An 18,811-nucleotide genomic window follows, 5' to 3' on the forward strand; every position below is an offset into this window, starting at 1 on the left:
CTACGACACCTGTGCATGAACACCGTTGCCGTCGGCGTCTTTTCCCTCACGCTGCTTACAGGGGCGGTCATAGCGGGAGCAGCCGCAATAGGCCTCGCCGCCCCGCTCTACGCCCTGGTGTATCTCGCCGTCGCCGCCCTCCTCGTCGGGACGGTCATCGCAGTCTTCTGCACGAAATGCCCGCTCAGGGGGGAGAAATGCCTCCACATCCTTCCCGGCAGGCTCGCCGCCCTCCTTCCGGCCCGGCAGGGAACGTATACGGCCGTCGAGATCGCCGCAGTCTCGGCTGCACTCCTCCTCATCGCCGCACTTCCCCAGTACTGGTTGCTCTCGCAGGTTCCGCTCTTTGCACTCTTCTGGGCGTTTGCCGGCACAGGCGTCTTCCTGATCCTTCGCCGCGTCTGCCCGGTGTGCGGCAACAGGTGCTGCCCGTTGCGGCCGAAGGAGTGAGACGTAGAGACCGCCGGATTTTCAGCCCCCTGCGGCCGTGAACTCCCGGTGTGCACAAGCATCTCGGCTCCATTCGGAAATCGGGGGAGAGATCCGTTCCAAAATATCTTAATCCAAACAGCAAGCACATTCAGTATGCATCAGACGGGCGGCAACGCCTCGCGGCAACGGTATACCCTGCTCATGGTCTCGATCGCCCTTGCGATGTTCATGACGTCGCTTGACGGGACGATCGTGAACATCGCTCTTCCGACGATCTCGACGATCTTCGACCTCCCCTCGACAACGGTCAGCTGGGTTGCAACGGCATACCTGCTGGTGCTGACTGGCTCTATCCTCGTCTTCGGCAAGGTAGCCGACAGGATCGGCTTCAAGACGGTGTTCCTCACCGGATTCTGCGTCTTCACGGCAGGTTCGTTCTTCTGCGGCTTCTTCCCGGAGGTCTTTAACTCGTTCGAGATGCTGATCGCGTCAAGGGTGCTTCAGGCGATCGGCGGGGCGATGATCGCCGCCATCGCCCCGGCCCTGGTCGCGGCGTTCCTCCCGATGAAGTTGAAAGGGAAGGCGATGGGGGTCGTGACCACGTTCGCGGCCTTCGGGACCGCGGCCGGCCCGGTCCTCGGGGGGCTCCTGACGCAGTACCTCTCCTGGAACTGGATCTTTTACATCAACGTCCCGGTGGGCGCCGCAGCCATCCTGCTCGGCTCCTATGCCATACCGGCAGGCGTCACGGCGTCCGGCACGCCCTCGCCGTTCGACCGGCTCGGCGCGGTTCTGATCTTCGCCGGGCTTGGATCGCTCATATATGCCGTCAGCCAGGGTTCCGCGCTCGGATGGACCGACCCGACGATCCTTGCGGCACTCGCGGCCGCCGCTATCGCGCTCGGGTACCTCGTCCTCCACGAACGGAGGGCGGCCGACCCGCTCCTCGACTTCCGGCTCTTTAACAACCGCAACTTCCTCTACGTCAACCTCATGCTCGCCCTCGCCTACTTCCTCATGGGCGGCGTCAACTACCTCCTCCCGTTCTTCCTCGAACTGGTGAAGGGCTTCGACCCGTCGACGTCCGGGCTCGTCCTCACCGCGCTCTCGTTCGCCATGATGGCGAGCGGCTTCCTTTCCGGCATGCTCATAAACCGCATCGGGAACCGGAGACTCTGCATTGCCGGCGCGCTCGTCATCTCCGCCGGCTACCTGATGTTCCGGTCCTTCTCGGCGGAGAGCACGATATACTCCATCAGCGGCGCGCTTGCCGTCGTGGGGTTCGGGCTCGGCCTCATGCTCTCCCCCGGCACGAACATGGTGATGAACATGGCCCCCCGCGACCGGCAGGGCATGGTCTCGAGCCTCATCTCCGTGGAGCGGACCGGCCCGATCACCCTCGGCATCTCCTTCATCAGCATGATCTTCGTCCAGGCGATGCTCACGGTCGCGTCGCACCGCCACGTCACGATGTCGTCCCCGGCGGAGATCAGGATAGACGTGCTCGCCACGGGGTTCGACCTCGTCTTCGCCGCGGTCTTTGTGCTCTCGCTCGCCGTCGTCGCCCTTGCTCTCTTAAGCCGGGACGAGGTTCACGCCGACAACCTCGAAGAGGAGACATCCGGGGTTGCGGTTGTCGGGGTGTGATCCCGCGTATCACTTGAAGAGATGGGCGGGGTCATTTCCCCCCGCCGCCATTTTGCAGACGTATCAGAAGACCACAAAAGCCTGGGTCGTCGTCTGGCAGGTGTTCCCGTCGTCGAGCGTCACGGTCAGCGTGACCGTATAGGTTCCTTCCGCCATGTAGTCGTGGGTGACGTCCTGGCCGCTGCCGGTCGCTCCGTCACCGAAGTCCCATGACCAGTCGGTCACGGAGCATTCACCCTGGATATCGGCCTCGCCGTGGAACGAGTTCCCGCTTGTCGTGATGCTTGCCGAACAGGAGCAGGGCTCCGGAGGAGCGGTCACCGTCACGTCCGTCGTTGCCTGGCAGGTGGTGCCGTCGTCGAGCGTTGCGACCAGCGTGACCGTGTAGGGTCCCGCCGCGGCGTAGGCGTGGCTCGCGGTCTCGCCTTCACCGGTCGCTCCGTCGCCGAAGTCCCACGCCCAGCCGGTCACGGAACAGTCCCCGTCGATCGCAGCCGAGCCCGTAAAGGCAACCGGCTGCTCCGGTTCGGCCTGATCGCGGTCTTTCGCGATGCTTGCCGTGCAGGAGCAGTTCTCCTCCGGCGGCGGCACGATGATGACGTCCCTTGAGGTGTTGCACGCCGTGCCGTCGTCGAGGGTCACGTTCAGCCTGACCGTGTAGGTTCCCGCCGTATCATAGATGTGGCTCGCGGCTCCGCCTTCGCCGGTCGCTCCGTCGCCGAAGTTCCAGACCCATGTCTGGATGGCGCAGTCACCCAAGACCGTGGTTTGGTCGGTGAAGTCGACCGTCCCGTTGACGACAGGGCTCTGCGGGCTCCAGGTGAAGTCCGCCGTGCAGGAGCAGTTGTCGGTGGGAAGCGGTGAAACCGTGATGTTTTCGGACGCATTGCACACCCCACCGTCGTCAAGAGTCACGTTCAGCCTGACCGTGTAGGTGCCTTCCGACGTGTAGTTGTGGGTGACGTCCTGGCCGCTGGCGGTTGCCCCGTCGCCGAAACTCCAGGCCCATGTCTGAACGTTGCAGTCTCCGTCGACCGTGGCATTCCCGGTGAAGTTAACCGTAATGTTCACGGTGGGACTCTCGGGGCTCCAGGTGAAGTTCGCCGTGCAGGAACAGTTGTCGGGCCCGGGTGTCGTCGTGGTGGTCGTCGTGGTGGTCGTCGTGGTGGCCGGGATACAGACCACTCCCGCGGGACAGCCCGGCCGCCCTTCGTCGGGGGCGGTGCAGACCTGGTAGGCTGCATCGTCTCCGTGGAGTTTGAGGAGAACGAGGTCCCACGCCCCGGTGGAGTTGTCGTACCAGGCAACGAGATCACAGGATATCGTGGGGTTCATCTGGTCGTAGGAGTCGTTCGTGAGCTGGTACTCCCTGCCCGATGTGTGGTTGAACAGGAAGATGTCCCAGTTACCGTTTCTATAATCGCTATAGACAATCCGACTGCCGGATATATCCGCGTGTGAGAGATTATTCGGGTAGATCTCAAGCGGCTCGGAGAGGCCGGGCATGCCCGGCTCGCCGCTCGCAAAGGTTCCGGACTGAGGAGCTGCAGTGGCGATCACGGCAATCGAGATGACCGCCACAATGAAAACTATCAGATAGGTTCCAGGTACTCGGGGTTTTCTCATACAATCCCCGGGGGATTAAACGTTACATTGTATTTAAATATTTTTATAAAAAGAGTACATGCCAGGCCGCACCGGGGTGGATCTCGGCAGAGATCCCGGGAAGCCCGGAGCCCGGACCGGCCGGCGGTGAGCCGGATCTCTCCGGGGGTACCTGCGCGGAGTTACAGTGATGGGGCCCCCCGGCAGTGCCCTCCGGGTGATCCCGCAGCGGAAAGGGTGCGCTGCAGGAGAAGGGGTTTCCTGCCGAACGCCGGGCGGATTTCACCTGCACATCACGTATCGGTGGCAGAGACGTTCGGCGGCTCCTCTCTGCAGAGGAGTCTGGTGCGGACGACATCCGCCAGGTCGCCGGTCGTCAGGAAGAGAAGCGTATCTCCGATCTCGATGATGGTACTCCCGCCCGGGACAAACCGTTCGTCCCCTTTCTGCATCAGGATGATGAGGGCGCCCTTCGGCAACCCGAGATCGACGACCTGCTTCCCCGCCGCCGGGGCGTCCGGAGGGATGACCAGTTCGAGCAGCTGGCTCGGCGTATCGGGGTCCACGTCGAACTCCCGGGAGAGTTTGCGCGTCTCCTCGAGCGGGGCGGCAAGGCCGAGCCACCGGGCGACGGAGGGGATCGATGTCCCGTGAACCAGCGCCGAGACGAGGACGATGAAGAAGACGATGTTAAAGATCAACTCTGCATTCGGCACGCCCGCAACAAGCGGATAGGTCGCGAGGATGATCGGGACGGCTCCCCGCAGCCCCACCCAGGAGACCAGGACCTTCTCGTTCACCGGCATCTTCCAGGGGAGCAGCGTGATCAGGACGGCAACAGGCCGTGCAATCAGGATCAGGAAGAGGGCGGCAAGGAGGCCAGGAACGACCGCGGATACCAGCTGCGAGGGGAAGACGAGCAGGCCGAGCGCAAGGAACATCACGATCTGCATCAGCCACGCGATCCCGTCGTGGAATCGGATCAGGCTCTTTTTATGAACGACAATGCTGTTGCCCATGACCAGTCCGGCTACGTAGACCGCGAGGAACCCGTTCCCTCCGAGGGTGGCGGTCAGGCCGTAGGTCAGCAGCACCATGGTGAGGCTGAGTACCGGATACAGTCCCTCGAACTCCAGCTTGAGACGGTTGATGAGGAAGATGACGGCCTGCCCCATCCCGTAGCCGAGCAGGCCTCCGACCGCCATCTGCTGCACGAACATCGGGACGACGGCGAGCAGCGACGTGCCCGGGGCAAGGATCACGCCGATGATGCCGATGGTGAGAAGGACGGCCACGGGATCGTTGCTCCCCGACTCCAGCTCGAGCAGCGGCCGCAGGTTTCCCTGCAGGCGCGCCCTTGCCGTCCGCAGAACCGAAAAGACCGCTGCAGCATCGGTGGACGCGACGACCGCACCGAGGAGAAGGCCCGTCAGCGGAGAAAAACCGAGAACCAGAACGGCAAACCCGCCGAGCATGGTTGCGGTCAGAACAACGCCGACCGTCGAAAGAGCGATCCCCGGCCAGAGAATAGGCTGGATCTGCTCCCACCGGGTGTCGAGACCGCCGGAGAAGAGGATATACGCGAGCGCGATGATCCCGATGATCTGCGCAATCGCAGGATCGTCGAACGGAATGCCGCCCGGACCCTCGGAACCCGCGAGCATCCCGACGACGAGGAAGATGAGGAGCGCAGGGACACCGAGCCGCTCTGAAAACTTGTTTGCAACGATGCTGATCAGGAAGAGCAACGCTATGCCGACAAGCATGAGTTCGAGAGTGAGTATCATCAGTGCATACGAATCATGCTTGCGGTGCCTTAATATTGACTCTTCGATCGTTCGGGCGGATATCCGTGTGCGTCCTATCTTCCGGGCCCGCCCGGAGACAGCACCGCCTTCAGTACGCCGAAGGATGGGGAACTGCACGCCACGAAAGGACTTCCACGGATCTTATCGGCTCCGCCGCGTTTCGCGGGGTTAATATACTTTCCGTTAAAACACGTCAATCAGGATGGCAGACACTCCAGTTTTTCCCCGGTCCGCGAGCACCCTGCTCCTGCTGACGGCGGCAGTATTTCTCGTCATAGGAATCGAGGCGATCTCGTATATCATCACCATCGTCGTCGTATCGCTGATCTTCGCCATGATCGTGTATCCCGCGACGAAAGCGCTCCGTTCGAGGGGTTTTCCGGAGACCGCCGCCGTCGGTATGGTGACCGTCATCGCCTGCCTTGCGGTCCTGCTGATCTGCTACCTCGTCTTCTTCTCGTTTGAGACGTTGATCTCGGACCTCCCTCTCTACCAGCGGGAGTTGACCGCCAGACTATCGGAGATCCTCGCCCTCCTGGACAGGCACGGGATCGAGACAGGTTCGTTCTCACCGTCTTCGGTGAACCTGCAGGGATTCGCGGGATTCCTCTCTTCATCAGCGATCAGTATCGCGGATCTCCTGCTCTACCTCTTCTTCATAGCAGTAACGACGATATTCATGCTCCTTGAGGCGCCGCGGATGCCGGGGCGCATACGGAAGGTGACAGGGAACAGGCCCGAGACCGTCGAGGCGTTCTCCCGCATGAGCAGATTCCTGATCGACTTCGTCATCGTCAGGACCGAGGCAAACCTCGTCCACGGTTTCCTCTTCGGCGCGTTCCTCTGGATCATGGGGGTGCACGCGGCCGTACTCTGGGGGATACTGACGTTTCTCCTCTCGTATATTCCTTACATCGGCCTGATCGTCGCTGCACTCCCGGCGATCTTCTTTGCCTGGCTGCAGTTCGGGATCTGGGGCGCGATCGCGGTGATTGCGGCCGTCGCGGTCCTGAACGCGCTCGTGGAGAACCCGATCTTCGCGCACTTCGCATCAAGGCGTTTCGACATCCCCGCCCTCGTGGTCATTCTCTCGGTCATCTTCTGGGGATGGGCGCTCGGCGTTGCCGGAATGATCTTTGCCGTTCCGCTCACCCTCATCGTCCTGATGATCTTCCAGTTCAGCGACGACTGGGCCTGGGTGAACACGCTTCTCGGGGTCGACCACCTCTTTACGGGAGAACGAGCGCCTCCTGCGGAAACCCGGGAAGCTGAAGCACCATCGGTGAGATAGGGGAAGAACACCCGCTCATATTTTGCCCCGTTGCCGTGCCGGAAAGTTGATAGCCTCTTTTGCACCATCATTGTCCGGGGACAGGAAATGCTGCATACACGTGAGATCGTCCAGAAACTATGGGATGCACAGGGCTACGGGAACCTCGCCGTCTGGGAGGATGGAGCGACCGCCGTCATCGCCCCGGGCGAGAGCCCGGAGAGAAGCGGAAAGTCGCCGCTTGCGATCTTCAAGCCCATTCCTCTCGTGGCGGGTTTTCCCCTGCTGGACTTCGCCACCCACGACAATGCCCTCCTCGAGCATATCGAGACGACGATCCGGGAAGCGGGCGGCGAGATCGAGCGTGAGGACTGAAGGCGCCCCGGCCTTAAACCGTAACTGCAAAAAAAGAGAGCCTGTTTTAGAGCAATTTTAGAAGAATCACTCCGTCGTCTTCCCGTCGAAGTGCTCTTCGTCCGCCATGGCCTCATCGCGGGTCCTGTGCACGACCTTGTCCCGGTGCTCCGGCGGGGAGTAGATCGTGTAGAGTTTGAGGTCGGCGGTCTTTGAGGTGTTTATCACGTTGTGATTCGCACCGTTCGGCACGATCACGGCGCTGCCGTCCTTGACGGTGTGCTTCGTGTCGTCGATCACGACAACCCCCTCCCCTTCCTCGAACCGGAAGAACTGGTCGACGTCGTCATGCACTTCCGCGCCGATCTCCTCACCGGGCTTCAGGCACATCAGCACGAGCTGGCTGAAATTGCTCGTATAGAGAACCCTGCGGAATTCGGTGTTCTTTACGGTCTCCGCCTCGATATCGATTGAAAATCCTTTCTTCATATCCAAAACCTCCTGATGAGGGATGCTATAGGGTAGTAACAGTAGTTCTTGTGGCGCCACCGGTATTTAATCGTTAGGTCGTTTCACGGAGGTCGATCGGGGAAAAGGCCTGCGAGGAAACACCCCCGGATCTACGGGGAATCTCCCGTGAGTCAACCGGGGCACTCACATGCCGCTGAAGTCCATCCGCCTGCCACGACCCGGAACCTTGATGGGCAGGCGGGAGAGACCATGCAGGGAGAAGAGAACCTCCATGGCCCTTCCTGCTGCATTCTACGAACGCGACACCGTAACCGTCGCAAAAAACCTGCTGGGATGCCTGCTCGTCCACTGCGAAGAGACGGGAACAACGGCAGGCCGGATCGTCGAGGTCGAGGCCTACCTTAGGGGAGACCCGGCGGCCCACTCCTACCGGGGAGAGACGAAGCGGAACAGCGCCATGTTCGGCCCGGCCGGCCACGCTTACGTCTACCGGATCTACGGCCTGCACACCTGCGTCAACGTCGTGACGGAGACGGAGGGCGCGGGGGAGGCAGTCCTCGTCCGGGCTCTCGAGCCGGTTGTCGGGCTCGACCTCATGCAGGCGCGGCGGGGAACGGACGACCCCCTCTCGCTCGCGAGCGGGCCGGGCAAACTGGCGCAGGCCCTCGGCATCACCATGGACCTGAACGGAACCTCCCTTCGCGACGGCCCGCTCCAGGTCAGGTCGCCTGCGAACCCGCCGGAACTCCGGCCGGAGGACATCGTGCAGACGACCCGGGTCGGGATCACGAAGGCGGCGGACCTCCCCCTCCGGTTTTACCTGAAGGGGAACCGGTACGTCTCGCGGCGGTAAGGCCGGGCCCGTGGCCCCGGCCCATTCCGGAACCCCGTCGCGAAATCGTCCTCTCACCCTCCTCTGCGACCCGCCCGCTGATCAGGATGGTGTGCTCTTTTACCGGGATCTTCTTTCCCGAGCGTTCCAGCGCCTGATCCACGACGTACCGTACCCCGCTGCAGCAGGGAACCTCCATGTGCAGGACGGCGATCGAGCGGATCGCATGCCGCGAGAATATCTCCGCGAGTTTCGTGACGTAGCCCTCGACGTCCGAATCCAGTTTCGGGCAGAAGAGGATCACGATCTTGTCGCGCAGGAAGTCGCGGTGAAAATCCGCGTATGCAAAGGGAACGCAGTCCCCGGAGACGAGGAGATCCGCATCGTCGAAGTACGAGGCTGCGGGGTTCAGGAGTTGCAACTGGATCGGCCATTGCCGCAGTTCCGACTCTACCCGTCCGGCACGCTCTCTCTCCTCGGTCTCCCTTCGCGGAAGGCTTCTTGCGGCGGAGCCCGGGCACGCCGCACCGCCCCCGGCGGTCTCGTGCCGGGGAACCGGGATCCCCTTCTCGTTCAGGTACTCGACGGCCTCGCGGTACAGCCCTTCCTCCCCGTGGCCGAGGAGGTGCTCGAGGTGCGCCCTGATGACTCCTTCTCCCTGGGGCACGATCTTCTCCATCACCGCCCGCTCGTCATACGGCCCCGCCTCCCGTTCGACGACGCAGATCGCCCCCTCCGGGCACGTCCCGATGCAGGCGCCGAGCCCGTCGCAGAAGAGGTCGCTCACGAGCCTTGCCTTCCCGTCGATGATCTGAAGCGCTCCTTCCGGGCAATCGGGTATGCAGAGCCCGCACCCGGTGCATTTCTCCTCGTCGATATCGATGATCTTTCTCTTCATCCGGGGCCTCCCGCGTCCATCTCCTGGCCGCTTATCAACCAAAAACATTTGCAGTCGGGGATGGGGGCGGGCCGCGTTATGTTTCGGCCGCAGTCCCGCTCCGGTGCCCGGAAGGCTCCGGAGCCCTGCGCAGCACCAGGGCGACGACCGCGGGCATGACGATGATGCCGCCGACGAGCGAGAAGAAGATCGTGATCACGGTCGTCTGCCCGAAGCCCGCAACGAGGGAGAACGAGGACGCGAGCATGGACGAGAACCCGAATATCGTCGTCAGCCCGGATATGGTGATGGGGATCCCGATCCTCGTCACACCTTCGCGTATGGCCTCGTAGAGTTCCAGGCCTCTCTCCATCTCCTCCCTGCACCGCTCGAGGATCAGGACCGTATACTCCATCGCAAGGCCGATGGTCATCGAACCGAGGCACGCCGTGAGCGGGGTGTACGCGATATCGAGGGCGTACATGATGAGGTCGTTCCACCCGATGACCATGACGACGGGGAGGAGCGGCGCGAGAGAGTCGAACCGGCGGTAAACAACGATCATGAACGCGGCGATCAGGAGAAGGCCGAGGACGGTCATCCGGTTCTTTGAGTGGATGATCCCGTCGTAGAGATCGCCGTATACCGTCGATCTGCCCGTGGGCTGAACATCCAGTCCTGCCGGCGGTTCGAGCCAGACGATGTCGCTCCTGAGCCGGTCGATGAGGGCGCTCACCGCGTCCATCTCCATATCGACCGTCGCGAACTCGATCACCGCCCCGGTATTGCCCGAGAGGTATGCATCGCGGACTTCGGCGGGGATACGCGCGACGACCGTTTTTATTTCTGTTGCTGATGCAGGCATCGACCCGCCGTTATACTCCCGGATAAGGGTGGCGATGCTGGCATGAGCGGTGATCTCGCCCCGGTGCTCCGCTTCGTAGGTCCCGAACGCATCGATCCACTCGAGAACCTCCGGATCGAGGATATCGCCCCCCCTGATCATCACCGGCACGGTGGACGTCCCGCCGATCGTCCGTTCCACCTTCTCGAAGCTGACCCGTGCAGGCATGGTCTCGGGGACGAAGGACTGCTGGTCGACGTTGATCCCGATGGCACCGTCGTACTGGATGCCGGCGACGGCGACGAGCCCAAAGAGGAGGATAACCGGAACGGGATGTCTTGCCACCCGGACCGCCAGATCGCCGAGGAACCGGCTGTAGCCCGCGAGTGCTCCCGTCTCCGGAGCCTCCTCCGGATCCGGCCCTCCCTCCGCCCGCTTACCGTAGCCGAAGATGACGAAGAAGGCAGGAACAATGATGACCGCGAGCAGAAAGCACGAGACGACCCCGATAAGGCAGGCGGTCCCGAAGTCCCTGATCATGGGTATGGGAGCGGAGAGGAGGGCCAGAAAGCCGAGAGCGGTCGTGCACATGGCGATCAGGATCGGGCCGGCGTGGGAGAGCGTGGCGACGATCGCGTCGTGCAGGCTCCTGTCCCGGATCTCTTCATGGAACCTTGAATGGAGCTGCACCCCGTAATCGATCCCGAGTCCGATGATGACGGGAAACGCTCCGATGACCGGCGAGGTCACCCGGAGATTGAAGAACCCGAGAGTGCCGAACGTCAGGAACACTCCGCAGAGGATGATCCCCACGGGAAGGAAGCGGTGGCGGACATGGTTGAAGAGCAGCCCGATTGCCGCGACCATCAGGGCGAGGGCTATCCCTATCAGCATGCCCATCTCTTTGCGCATGGCCTCCTGCATCTCTTTATCGAATACCGGATCGCCGGAGATTGAAACGCTCACCCCGGGAGGCGGCGACGAGATCGAGACGATGGTCCCGAGGGTATCGAGGACCCGGTCTTTTGCGTCGTCGGAGAGGTCGGGCTCGAGGGTGACGAAGAGGAGCGTCATCGTCCCCGAAGGCACGTAACGTGCCCGGGCTTCCTGCGGGAGGCGGGAGATCGTTTCGACGACTTCAGCCTCCGTCCCGGGGATGCGGCCGTTGTTCACCGACCGTATCGCTGCCGGAAACGACCTTATCCCGGCCACGTAGCGCTCGTCGGCGATATCCGCACCGAGGCTGTCGACGTACCGTAGAAGAGCGGGGTCCCGCACGTTCTCCGACTCGACGACCAGGAAGACCAGATCCGTCCCGAACTCCCGTGTGTAACCGTCAAGCAGTATCCCTTCGGAAGAGTCCGTATCGATGAACGTCTCGATACCCGTCTCCATCCGGATCGACGAAGCGCCGTATGCCGAGAAGATCAGAAGCGAGATGAGCAGGCCGGCGACGAGATACGGGCGAGCGGCGATGAATCTGTCGAGATACGAGGACGCTGCCTTCATCGCTCCCCCTCCCGCTCGACCGCCCGGTGCAGCAGTTCGACGACGGTGCGCAGGAGCGCGGGCGGGCGGCCGCCGCTCTCCTCCCATACGGCCGAGGTCAGGTAACCGCTCTCCGGAGAGCCGAGGCACTCGAAGAACCCTATTCCGCAATATTCCCGGACCAGAGCCTCGAAGAGCACGAGATCGTCGTTCTCGCTCGAAGACTCCTTGCGGCAGGCATCCGGGTCCTGCCGCGGGCCCCCGTATTCTGACACTAGAGTAATTATTTTTGACACTTGTGTCACTATTCAGGGTACGGATCGATCGTATATAAGATTACTGACACATGTGTTAGTATCATGCCGAAGGTCGTGCCCGAGTATAAAGACGAAGCGAGGCGCAGGATCATCGAGGCCGCGATAGCCGAGGCGGACGAGAAGGGTTTTTCCAACCTGAAGATGGAGGACGTCGCCGGCAGGCTCGGCATCTCCCGCGCGACGCTCTACCTCTACGTCAGAAGCAAAGAGGATCTCGTCTCTTCCGCTCTCGTCTATATCCGGTCCCGGCTCTCGGAGAGTCTGCGGGACGCCTGCTCCAGGAATACTCTCGATGGCACGTTCTCCGCGATCTTCGATAACGTCATCTACCCCAAAGGCGGAACGGGGATGAAGGCGGTCGTCGAACTCTTCGCCGGTGCCGTGCGGGACGACTCCCTCCGTGCAGCCGTCGGGAAGAATTACCGCGCCATCCACGATCTGATCGCCTCGGTTCTTGAAGATGAAAAAGCCGCGGGGCACCTCCCAGAAGACCTCGATGCGGAACTCTCTGCAAGCATCCTCATCTCCGTCATCCTCGGGATCAGGATGGGAGCGGCGGCAGGGCTCGAACGGGACGAGGCGCACCGGATCTGGGAGGGCGCCGTCCGGCGGATACTGGAATGAACGGTCCCTCCTGCACGAAGGTATGCCGAACAAGGAGTTATCCCGTAACCGGGAGATGTTAGAGAGAATGTCTTCCCCGCCTATCCGCCATCCCGCACCTGCCTTCGACGTCTTCAACGTCTACTTCGAGCGTATCTACGATCCGACGATGCACGTCGTCTTCGCACTCGACGGTGAAGTCGACGCGGGGGCCATGAGGGCGGCGACGATGAGGCTCGTTGCGTCCGATCCCTACCTCCGGTCGAGGTTCGCGGAGGTTGACGGACAGCCGGTCTGGGAAGAGATCCCGGAGGAACGGTGGGACGGGGCATTCGTCCTCGTCCCGGCCGGCGGGGACGAGCCCCTCCACGCGCCCCCGCCGCCGCTCGACGTCCGCTCCGGGCCGCAGGTGCAGGTCAACCTCTACCGGAGGGAAGAGGGGGATACCGTGGCCGTCACCTGCCACCACGGCTTCTGCGACGCCACCGGCGCCCTCACCCTTGCCCGGGACCTCTTTGCGGCCTACCGGCGGATCGTGGACGAGCCCGGGTTCCGGCCGGCCCCCCGCGCCCCTTACGAGCGGAGCACGGAGAGGGTTCTTGCGCTCTACTCCGAAGAGGAGCGGCAGCAGGCGCTCGCGCAGGAGGAGCCGTTCGTCGACCGGTGGCGCTTCCCCGTCGAGCGAACCGGGAGGGGGACGCCCCGGGTGGCCTCCCGGACGCTCTCCCCCGAAAGGCTCGGGCACATAAAGGCGTTCGGGAGAGGGCACGGGGCTACGGTGAACGACGTCCTCATCGCTGCGTTCTTCCTTGCGTTCCAGAAGATCCGGAACGACCCCTCCGACCGGGGAGCACCCCGGTCGCTCCTGACCTCGGCCGATCTGCGGAGGAGGTATACCGGCCTCTACGAGGACTCTCCGCTCACGAACCTCTCCATCGCCTACGAGGTCACCCTCTCCGCCGGGGAGGGGGCCCGGCTCGAGGAGGTCATCGGCCGGGTGACGGCGATAACGGCTCGCAAAAAGGCAGGGAGCCTCGGTCTCGCGCCTATCCTCTTCTACGAGGAGATCATCGCGGGCGGGATGCCGGCGGTGCGGACGTTCTTCGACGGGATGATCGAGCGGTATGAGACGTCCGGACAGAAGAACCCGGTCTTCTCGAACCTCGGGGTCTTCGACCCCGGCGATTACCTCCCCATCCCCGGGAAGGACGTTGCGGCGCTTGATATCCGGGAGATCCGGTACCTCCCCTGCGCCTGCTGGCCGTACGGGTTTTTGATGATCGCCTCCACCTTCCGCGACCGCCTGACCCTCGCCACGGCCTACGAGGAAGGGCCCTACTCGACGGCCGTCGTGGAGCGGTACCTCGAATACGTGGACGGGTATCTCCCGTGAGGGGGGCCCGTACGATTCGCGCGACAGAGCCGCATATCACTCGAAATCGATGCGCAGCCTTCCGAAATAGAATAAAAATCCTTTTCTCGCGGCCGGTGAATGAATTACTGTGGTTTAATGGATTGTAAGGCGACGCGAGAGGGAAAAGTCCTGGTGGTATCCGCAGTCGGAAGGCTGGACGGATTCGGTGCGGAGAAAGTCAACGATCTGCTGCGCTCTTACATGCATGAAACCGACAGTGCGGTCGTCGTCGACATGGGCGGCGTGGACTTCATGAGCTCGGCGGGGCTGCGGTTCTTCCAGTCGCTCTATACGACCATGAGGGAGCGCAACGGCCGGGTTGCCGTTGCCGGCCTCACCGAGTACCCCCGCAAAATATTCTCGATGGGCGGGTTTTTGAGAGTCATCGAGGAATTCCCCGATACAGGTGCGGCGCTCGCGGCTCTCCGGTTGGCCCTTGGCGAGGCAGACGAGAAAACCGTTTCCTTTACCCGGCGGGGAGGAGAAAGTGCGGCTCTCCGGTATGCAGGCAGCCTTCGGGCAGCGTATCTCGGGCCGTTCGCGAAAGAGGATATCACCGCGGTTCCCGCACCCGTCGGCGAATATATGGTCGGTATCGGGGCAGCCGCTCCGGGTCTCGAAGCGGCCGCCCCGCTCGTCGGCGAGATGCTCGGTATCCGCGGCACCGTCTATACCCTGACGGCGGACGGAAACCAGACACCGGACTACCTCCTCCCCGATCACCTCGAGGGCGGCGGCATCACGGTCGCGAGCGCTTTTCGCGTCGCCCTTGACGGCGGGTTCTCCACACAACTCACTATCGCGGCAGACGGCACGGAAGGAATCACGGTCCAGGATATCGTCGAGAAGGCTGCCGGTTACCTGAGCGGGAACCACCCCGAGTATACCGGCGTCTTCTCGTTCCTCCTGCGGGGCACCGTCCGCGGGATCTGCAGTGCGGACATCAAATCCTCGCTTCTTGCGGCGCACCGTGCCGCCGCCGATGCAGAGAACCGGCAGTCGTCCGGCGGGATGCATTCGATGTACTTCGGGAGGAGGCCCGGCGCCCTCGTAGCCGACGATGTCACCGCGACAGAGATCGAGCCGAGGTATGACGGGGAGACGCTCATCGCGTTCGGCTACGCCATCGACCTCGAACGGGCAGGATCGGCGGTCGATCCCGCACTCCTCGAACCGCTCTACTACACGCGGCCCGGCGCTCCGGCGGCTCCTTTCTTCATCTACGCGACGGGAGCGGTGTATACCGGCGTTCCTTACGTGGGGCCGGGCGTCCTCGAAGAAGGGATCGCGACCACCCTCGATGCGGGGAAGTTCGTTGCGCTCCACCACCTTCTCCCCATCTCGAAACTCCGGAACGCCACGGTAGGGATTGCACCGGTCACCCGGCTTGACCGGACCGCCTGACCGGGCAGGACGATCACGCACCGGACGAGGGGCGATGAAACCAGCAGACGACCTGAACGGGGGCGCCGAAAACCCCGGCCGCTCGATCCAGGCCATCCTTGCGGCCTCCACCGCCCTCATCATCGTCGTCGTCATCGCTCTCGCGCTGACGGTCTCGTACCTGCAGGCAAGCGAGGATGCCGCCCGGGAGTATGACGCCCTCCGGTGGTACACCGAAGAGAACGGCGTCGCATCCGTCCGGCTCGTCGATAAGGGGCTCGGTCTCGTCGACGACGATCTCACGCCCGCCATGAAGGAGGGGCTCCTGGAGTTTTCCCGCGTATACGGCGCGGCGGGCAACGACCCCTCCGCCGTCGATCTGGATGCCCTCAAAGACGAACTCGCACCCGGGTTTCCGGGCGAGCTGGACCTCTACATCATCGATGCCGACGGCATCATCCGTTATTCTACCGCCCCTGACGTTCTGGGGGTCGATTTCCGCCAGTATCCGGCGTTCTATACCCGGCTGACCGAGGTTCGCGAAGGGGACGCATTCACCGCCGACCGTGTCGTCCGCTCAATCGAGGACCATAGCGACCTGAACGTATCGGGGAGGCTCCGGAAGTTCGCCTACCTCCCGTCGCCCGACCATCGGTTCGTCCTCGAACTCGGGATCGATACGCCCGAGTTCTCCGACGTCCGTTCGCAGTTCTCCTACACCGACGTTGTCCGCATCCTGATGCAGAACAACCCGGATCTCGCCGGCGTCAGGATTGTCGATATCTACGGCAACATCGTCGCCGGAAACGAGACGGGAGGGATCGCAGACGCCGGGATCATGAGCGTCCTTGAGAACCGTGCCTCGGCGACGTTCGAGAATCCGGGAGTCCGTACGACGAGCCGGCTGGTCTTCATCGATCTCCGTGACCCGGCGACGGTGACCGACGGCAGTATGGTGCTGGAACTGATCTTCGACCGCTCCCGGCTCGATGCCGTCAGGGATCACCTGCTGGTCACCTACCTCCTCATCGGGCTTGCCGCCGCCCTGGTCGGGATCGCCCTCGCTTTCGGCCTCTCCCGCTACGTCGGCACCGCCGTCGGAGCCGTCATCGACGATGCCGACCGTATCGCCGGAGGAGACCTCGATCACGCCATACGGGGTATGAACACGACGGAGTTCGTCCGGCTGGAGCGGAGCATTAACCGGATGGTGCAGCGGATCCGGCACTACAGCGAGGAGATCGAGCGGAAGGAGTCCGAACTCCGGATCGCCGCCGAGATCCAGACATCGTTTCTGCCCCGCAGGACCCCGGAGATCCCGGGGTGCGAGATCGCCGCGTTCACCTGCCCGGCGAAAGAGGTCGGAGGGGACTTTTACGATTTCGTCGACCTGGGAACTGGGCGATACGCCCTCGTCATCGCCGACGTTGCCGGGAAGGGCGTGCCGGCCGCGCTCTACATGGCGCTCGCCCGGACAACCGTGCGCACCGTCGCCCGGGGGTGCGGGGCCGTCTCGGAGACCGTCCGCCGTTCGAACGACACCATCATCGAGGATACGGGATCCGTCAGTTTCGTCACCCTCCTGTATGCGGTCTTCGACGAGGCACGCACCCTCACCTACGTCAACGCCGGCCACAACCCGCCCGTCCTCCGGCGGCGGGACGGATCGATGGAGACCCTGGAGCCGACCGGCCCGGTGATCGGGTTCCTCGAGGATGTGGAGTTCGAGGAGAGCACGATCACGCTTCGGCCCGGCGACCTCCTCGTCTTCTACACCGACGGCGTGACCGAGGCGGAGAACGGGGAGGGGATGATGTTCGGCGAGGAACGCCTTTACGCCGTCATCGAGGCCGCGGCCGGCCGCTGTGCCGACGAGGTCGCGGAAGCGATCCGGGGTGCCGTCGCCGCGTTTGCCGGCGAAGCCCCGCAGTTCGACGATATCACGGTCGTCGTGCTGCGGATCGGCGATTGAAGAATACCGTAGTTCGGGCCGGAGCAGAGCACTTCCCCGGGAGGCAGAATGAAAGAGAACGTATCATTTGAACCGGCGCGCGAGAGCGACGTCGAACGGCTGAACCGGATCGTCAACGAGCCCGACGTTGCGCGGTACCTCGACCTCATCCTTCCGGTCCCGCTCGAGAAGACGCAGGCGTTCTTCTCGTCGATGCAGGCGATCCGGGCATCCCTCTGGTGCATCGTCGCGGATAAAGAGACGATCGGCTGCGTGGGGCTGATACCGGAGGAGGAAGGGACAAAACTTGCGCACAGCGCGACGATCTTCGTCTACCTCGAACGGCCGTACTGGGGACGGGGGATCGGCGGCCGCGCGGTCTCCTTCGCGCTGTCCGAGGCGGAGGGGAGGTTTGAGCGGGTCGAGGCGCTCATCGTCGAGGAGAACACGAGGTCTCTACGGCTCTTCGAGAAGCACGGGTTTGTACGGGAGGGCGTCAAGCGAAAGGCGTTCCGGTGCGGAGGGATGTACTCGAACCTCGTCATGACGGCGAAGATACTGGACTGCCGGAGCACCGGATCGCACGACGGGTAACCGCGAGACCTTATCACCCCCGGCGCCCAACCCCGCCCCATGCCCGCGACGAGGGTACTCGCGTTCAGCGATCTCGCGTGGGGGACGAGGGAGCGCGGTGCGCCCGGCGGCCGGGTCGAGATCGGCTCGTTCCTCCGCCTTGTCGAAGAGATTGACCCGGGCATAGTCGTCTTCGCCGGCGACGCCGCCTACGACCGGTGCTCGCGCTCAACGCTCGACGAGACGGAGCTCTTCCTCGGCCTCCTCCGCGCAATCGCGGCGGCGGGCCGGCACTGCATCGTCATCGAGGGGAACAACGACGACACGATGGGCACCTACGGCCGCGTCCGGGAGGCGGCGGGGGCAAGCCCCTATCTCCACGAGATCTCGGGGGAGGTACAGGACGTCCTCGGCATCCGCTTCCTCGGCGTCCCCACCGGGAGGGAGAGGCGGATGGCCCGCTCGGCCGAAGGGCCGGTCGATATCGTCGTCGCCCACGCACCTCTCGCGAACCGGGTCTGGCTCTTCGACCTCCCGGCGGCGTGCATCATCACCGGCCACTACGGGATGATGGTTGCTGGGATTACCGGGAAGGCGTATGTCGCCCTCGACTGCTCCCCGGCCTCCTACGCGGTGATCGACCGGGAGGAAGGGTGGCGGATCGAATATGTCGCCGGGCCGTGCCGGATCGATCTGCGTCCGGGGGAGAGGTTCGCCGCGACCGGCTGCGACCCGGCTCTCCTCCGGGATCTTACGGAGGGGCGCGGATCGCTTCCGTATCCTGATGAAGTCGAGGCGCTACGGAGGGCGAAGCAGGAGATCGCGATCGAAGGGCGGGAAGAGGTCTTCGGACGCCTGCTCGGGATGGGAATCAAAAAAACGCATATCGAGCGGTATCTCGGGCGGCGGGGGGTGCCGGGCCGCCGGACACGGTAGCGCATC

General features: G+C 63.4%; 17 protein-coding genes. 11 read left to right on the forward strand and 6 right to left on the reverse strand.

Annotated features, from left to right (window positions below; translation table 11 throughout):
• Positions 1-15: 15 nt before the first annotated feature.
• Positions 16-450, forward strand: a complete 435-nt coding sequence (locus tag SZ63_RS11500; RefSeq protein WP_048185536.1) for a hypothetical protein — start codon at positions 16-18, stop codon at positions 448-450.
• A 135-nt stretch (positions 451-585) separates the two neighbouring features.
• Entirely contained in the window at positions 586-2,079 is a 1,494-nt protein-coding gene (locus SZ63_RS11505; protein ID WP_048185538.1) for a DHA2 family efflux MFS transporter permease subunit, read from the forward strand.
• Between the two features lie 63 nt (positions 2,080-2,142).
• Here SZ63_RS11505 and SZ63_RS11510 read toward each other — a convergent pair whose 3' ends face one another.
• Both SZ63_RS11510 and SZ63_RS11515 read right to left on the reverse strand, forming a co-directional pair.
• Positions 2,143-3,660, reverse strand: a complete 1,518-nt coding sequence (locus tag SZ63_RS11510; protein WP_048185540.1) for a PKD domain-containing protein — start codon at positions 3,658-3,660, stop codon at positions 2,143-2,145.
• A gap of 317 nt (positions 3,661-3,977) precedes the next feature.
• A complete protein-coding gene (locus SZ63_RS11515; RefSeq protein ID WP_048185541.1) occupies positions 3,978-5,471 on the reverse strand; it encodes a potassium/proton antiporter in 1,494 nt (497 codons plus the stop codon).
• A 223-nt stretch (positions 5,472-5,694) separates the two neighbouring features.
• Here SZ63_RS11515 and SZ63_RS11520 point away from each other — a divergent pair, with 223 nt between their 5' ends.
• Positions 5,695-6,783: an AI-2E family transporter gene (locus SZ63_RS11520; protein WP_048185543.1), complete on the forward strand. Its 1,089-nt coding sequence runs from the start codon at positions 5,695-5,697 to the stop codon at positions 6,781-6,783.
• Between the two features lie 87 nt (positions 6,784-6,870).
• On the forward strand, positions 6,871-7,137 hold the full coding sequence (locus SZ63_RS11525) for a hypothetical protein (protein ID WP_048185545.1): 267 nt from the start codon (positions 6,871-6,873) through the stop codon (positions 7,135-7,137).
• Positions 7,138-7,203: 66 nt separating this feature from the next.
• Here SZ63_RS11525 and SZ63_RS11530 read toward each other — a convergent pair whose 3' ends face one another.
• Positions 7,204-7,605 (reverse strand): cupin domain-containing protein, encoded by a 402-nt coding sequence (locus SZ63_RS11530; protein ID WP_048185547.1) that lies wholly within the window; start codon positions 7,603-7,605, stop codon positions 7,204-7,206.
• Positions 7,606-7,858: 253 nt separating this feature from the next.
• Here SZ63_RS11530 and SZ63_RS11535 point away from each other — a divergent pair, with 253 nt between their 5' ends.
• Entirely contained in the window at positions 7,859-8,440 is a 582-nt protein-coding gene (locus SZ63_RS11535) for a DNA-3-methyladenine glycosylase (RefSeq protein WP_048185549.1), read from the forward strand.
• Here the strand turns inward: SZ63_RS11535 and SZ63_RS11540 are convergent.
• The 3 genes from SZ63_RS11540 to SZ63_RS11550 form a co-directional block, all read right to left on the reverse strand.
• Positions 8,373-9,317, reverse strand: coding sequence for an ATP-binding protein (locus SZ63_RS11540; RefSeq protein WP_048185551.1), 945 nt, complete (start codon positions 9,315-9,317; stop codon positions 8,373-8,375). The two genes, SZ63_RS11535 and SZ63_RS11540, sit on opposite strands and share 68 nt — an antisense overlap.
• 76 nt (positions 9,318-9,393) lie before the next feature.
• Positions 9,394-11,649: an efflux RND transporter permease subunit gene (locus tag SZ63_RS11545; protein WP_048185552.1), complete on the reverse strand. Its 2,256-nt coding sequence runs from the start codon at positions 11,647-11,649 to the stop codon at positions 9,394-9,396.
• Complete coding sequence (locus SZ63_RS11550) at positions 11,646-11,903, reverse strand: hypothetical protein (protein WP_048185554.1); 258 nt, start codon at positions 11,901-11,903, stop codon at positions 11,646-11,648. Before SZ63_RS11550 ends, SZ63_RS11545 begins: the two co-directional genes overlap by 4 nt.
• A gap of 84 nt (positions 11,904-11,987) precedes the next feature.
• Between SZ63_RS11550 and SZ63_RS12510 the strand changes: the two genes are divergently transcribed.
• The 6 genes from SZ63_RS12510 to SZ63_RS11580 all read left to right on the forward strand — a co-directional run bounded on the left by SZ63_RS12510 (position 11,988) and on the right by SZ63_RS11580 (position 18,805).
• Positions 11,988-12,569, forward strand: coding sequence for a TetR/AcrR family transcriptional regulator (locus tag SZ63_RS12510; RefSeq protein ID WP_052959144.1), 582 nt, complete (start codon positions 11,988-11,990; stop codon positions 12,567-12,569).
• A 67-nt stretch (positions 12,570-12,636) separates the two neighbouring features.
• Positions 12,637-13,941, forward strand: coding sequence for a condensation domain-containing protein (locus SZ63_RS11560; RefSeq protein ID WP_048185556.1), 1,305 nt, complete (start codon positions 12,637-12,639; stop codon positions 13,939-13,941).
• Between the two features lie 117 nt (positions 13,942-14,058).
• Positions 14,059-15,366, forward strand: coding sequence for an STAS domain-containing protein (locus SZ63_RS11565; protein ID WP_048185558.1), 1,308 nt, complete (start codon positions 14,059-14,061; stop codon positions 15,364-15,366).
• A 34-nt stretch (positions 15,367-15,400) separates the two neighbouring features.
• Positions 15,401-17,317 (forward strand): PP2C family protein-serine/threonine phosphatase, encoded by a 1,917-nt coding sequence (locus SZ63_RS12515; RefSeq protein WP_052959145.1) that lies wholly within the window; start codon positions 15,401-15,403, stop codon positions 17,315-17,317.
• Between the two features lie 48 nt (positions 17,318-17,365).
• The gene (locus SZ63_RS12520; RefSeq protein WP_052959146.1) at positions 17,366-17,890 is read left to right on the forward strand and encodes a GNAT family N-acetyltransferase; all 525 of its coding nucleotides are present in this window, start codon (positions 17,366-17,368) and stop codon (positions 17,888-17,890) included.
• Positions 17,891-17,929: 39 nt separating this feature from the next.
• A complete protein-coding gene (locus SZ63_RS11580) occupies positions 17,930-18,805 on the forward strand; it encodes a metallophosphoesterase (protein ID WP_048185563.1) in 876 nt (291 codons plus the stop codon).
• Positions 18,806-18,811: the final 6 nt, after the last annotated feature.

The organism is Methanoculleus sediminis, assembly GCF_001017125.1.
Classification (GTDB): domain Archaea; phylum Halobacteriota; class Methanomicrobia; order Methanomicrobiales; family Methanoculleaceae; genus Methanoculleus; species Methanoculleus sediminis.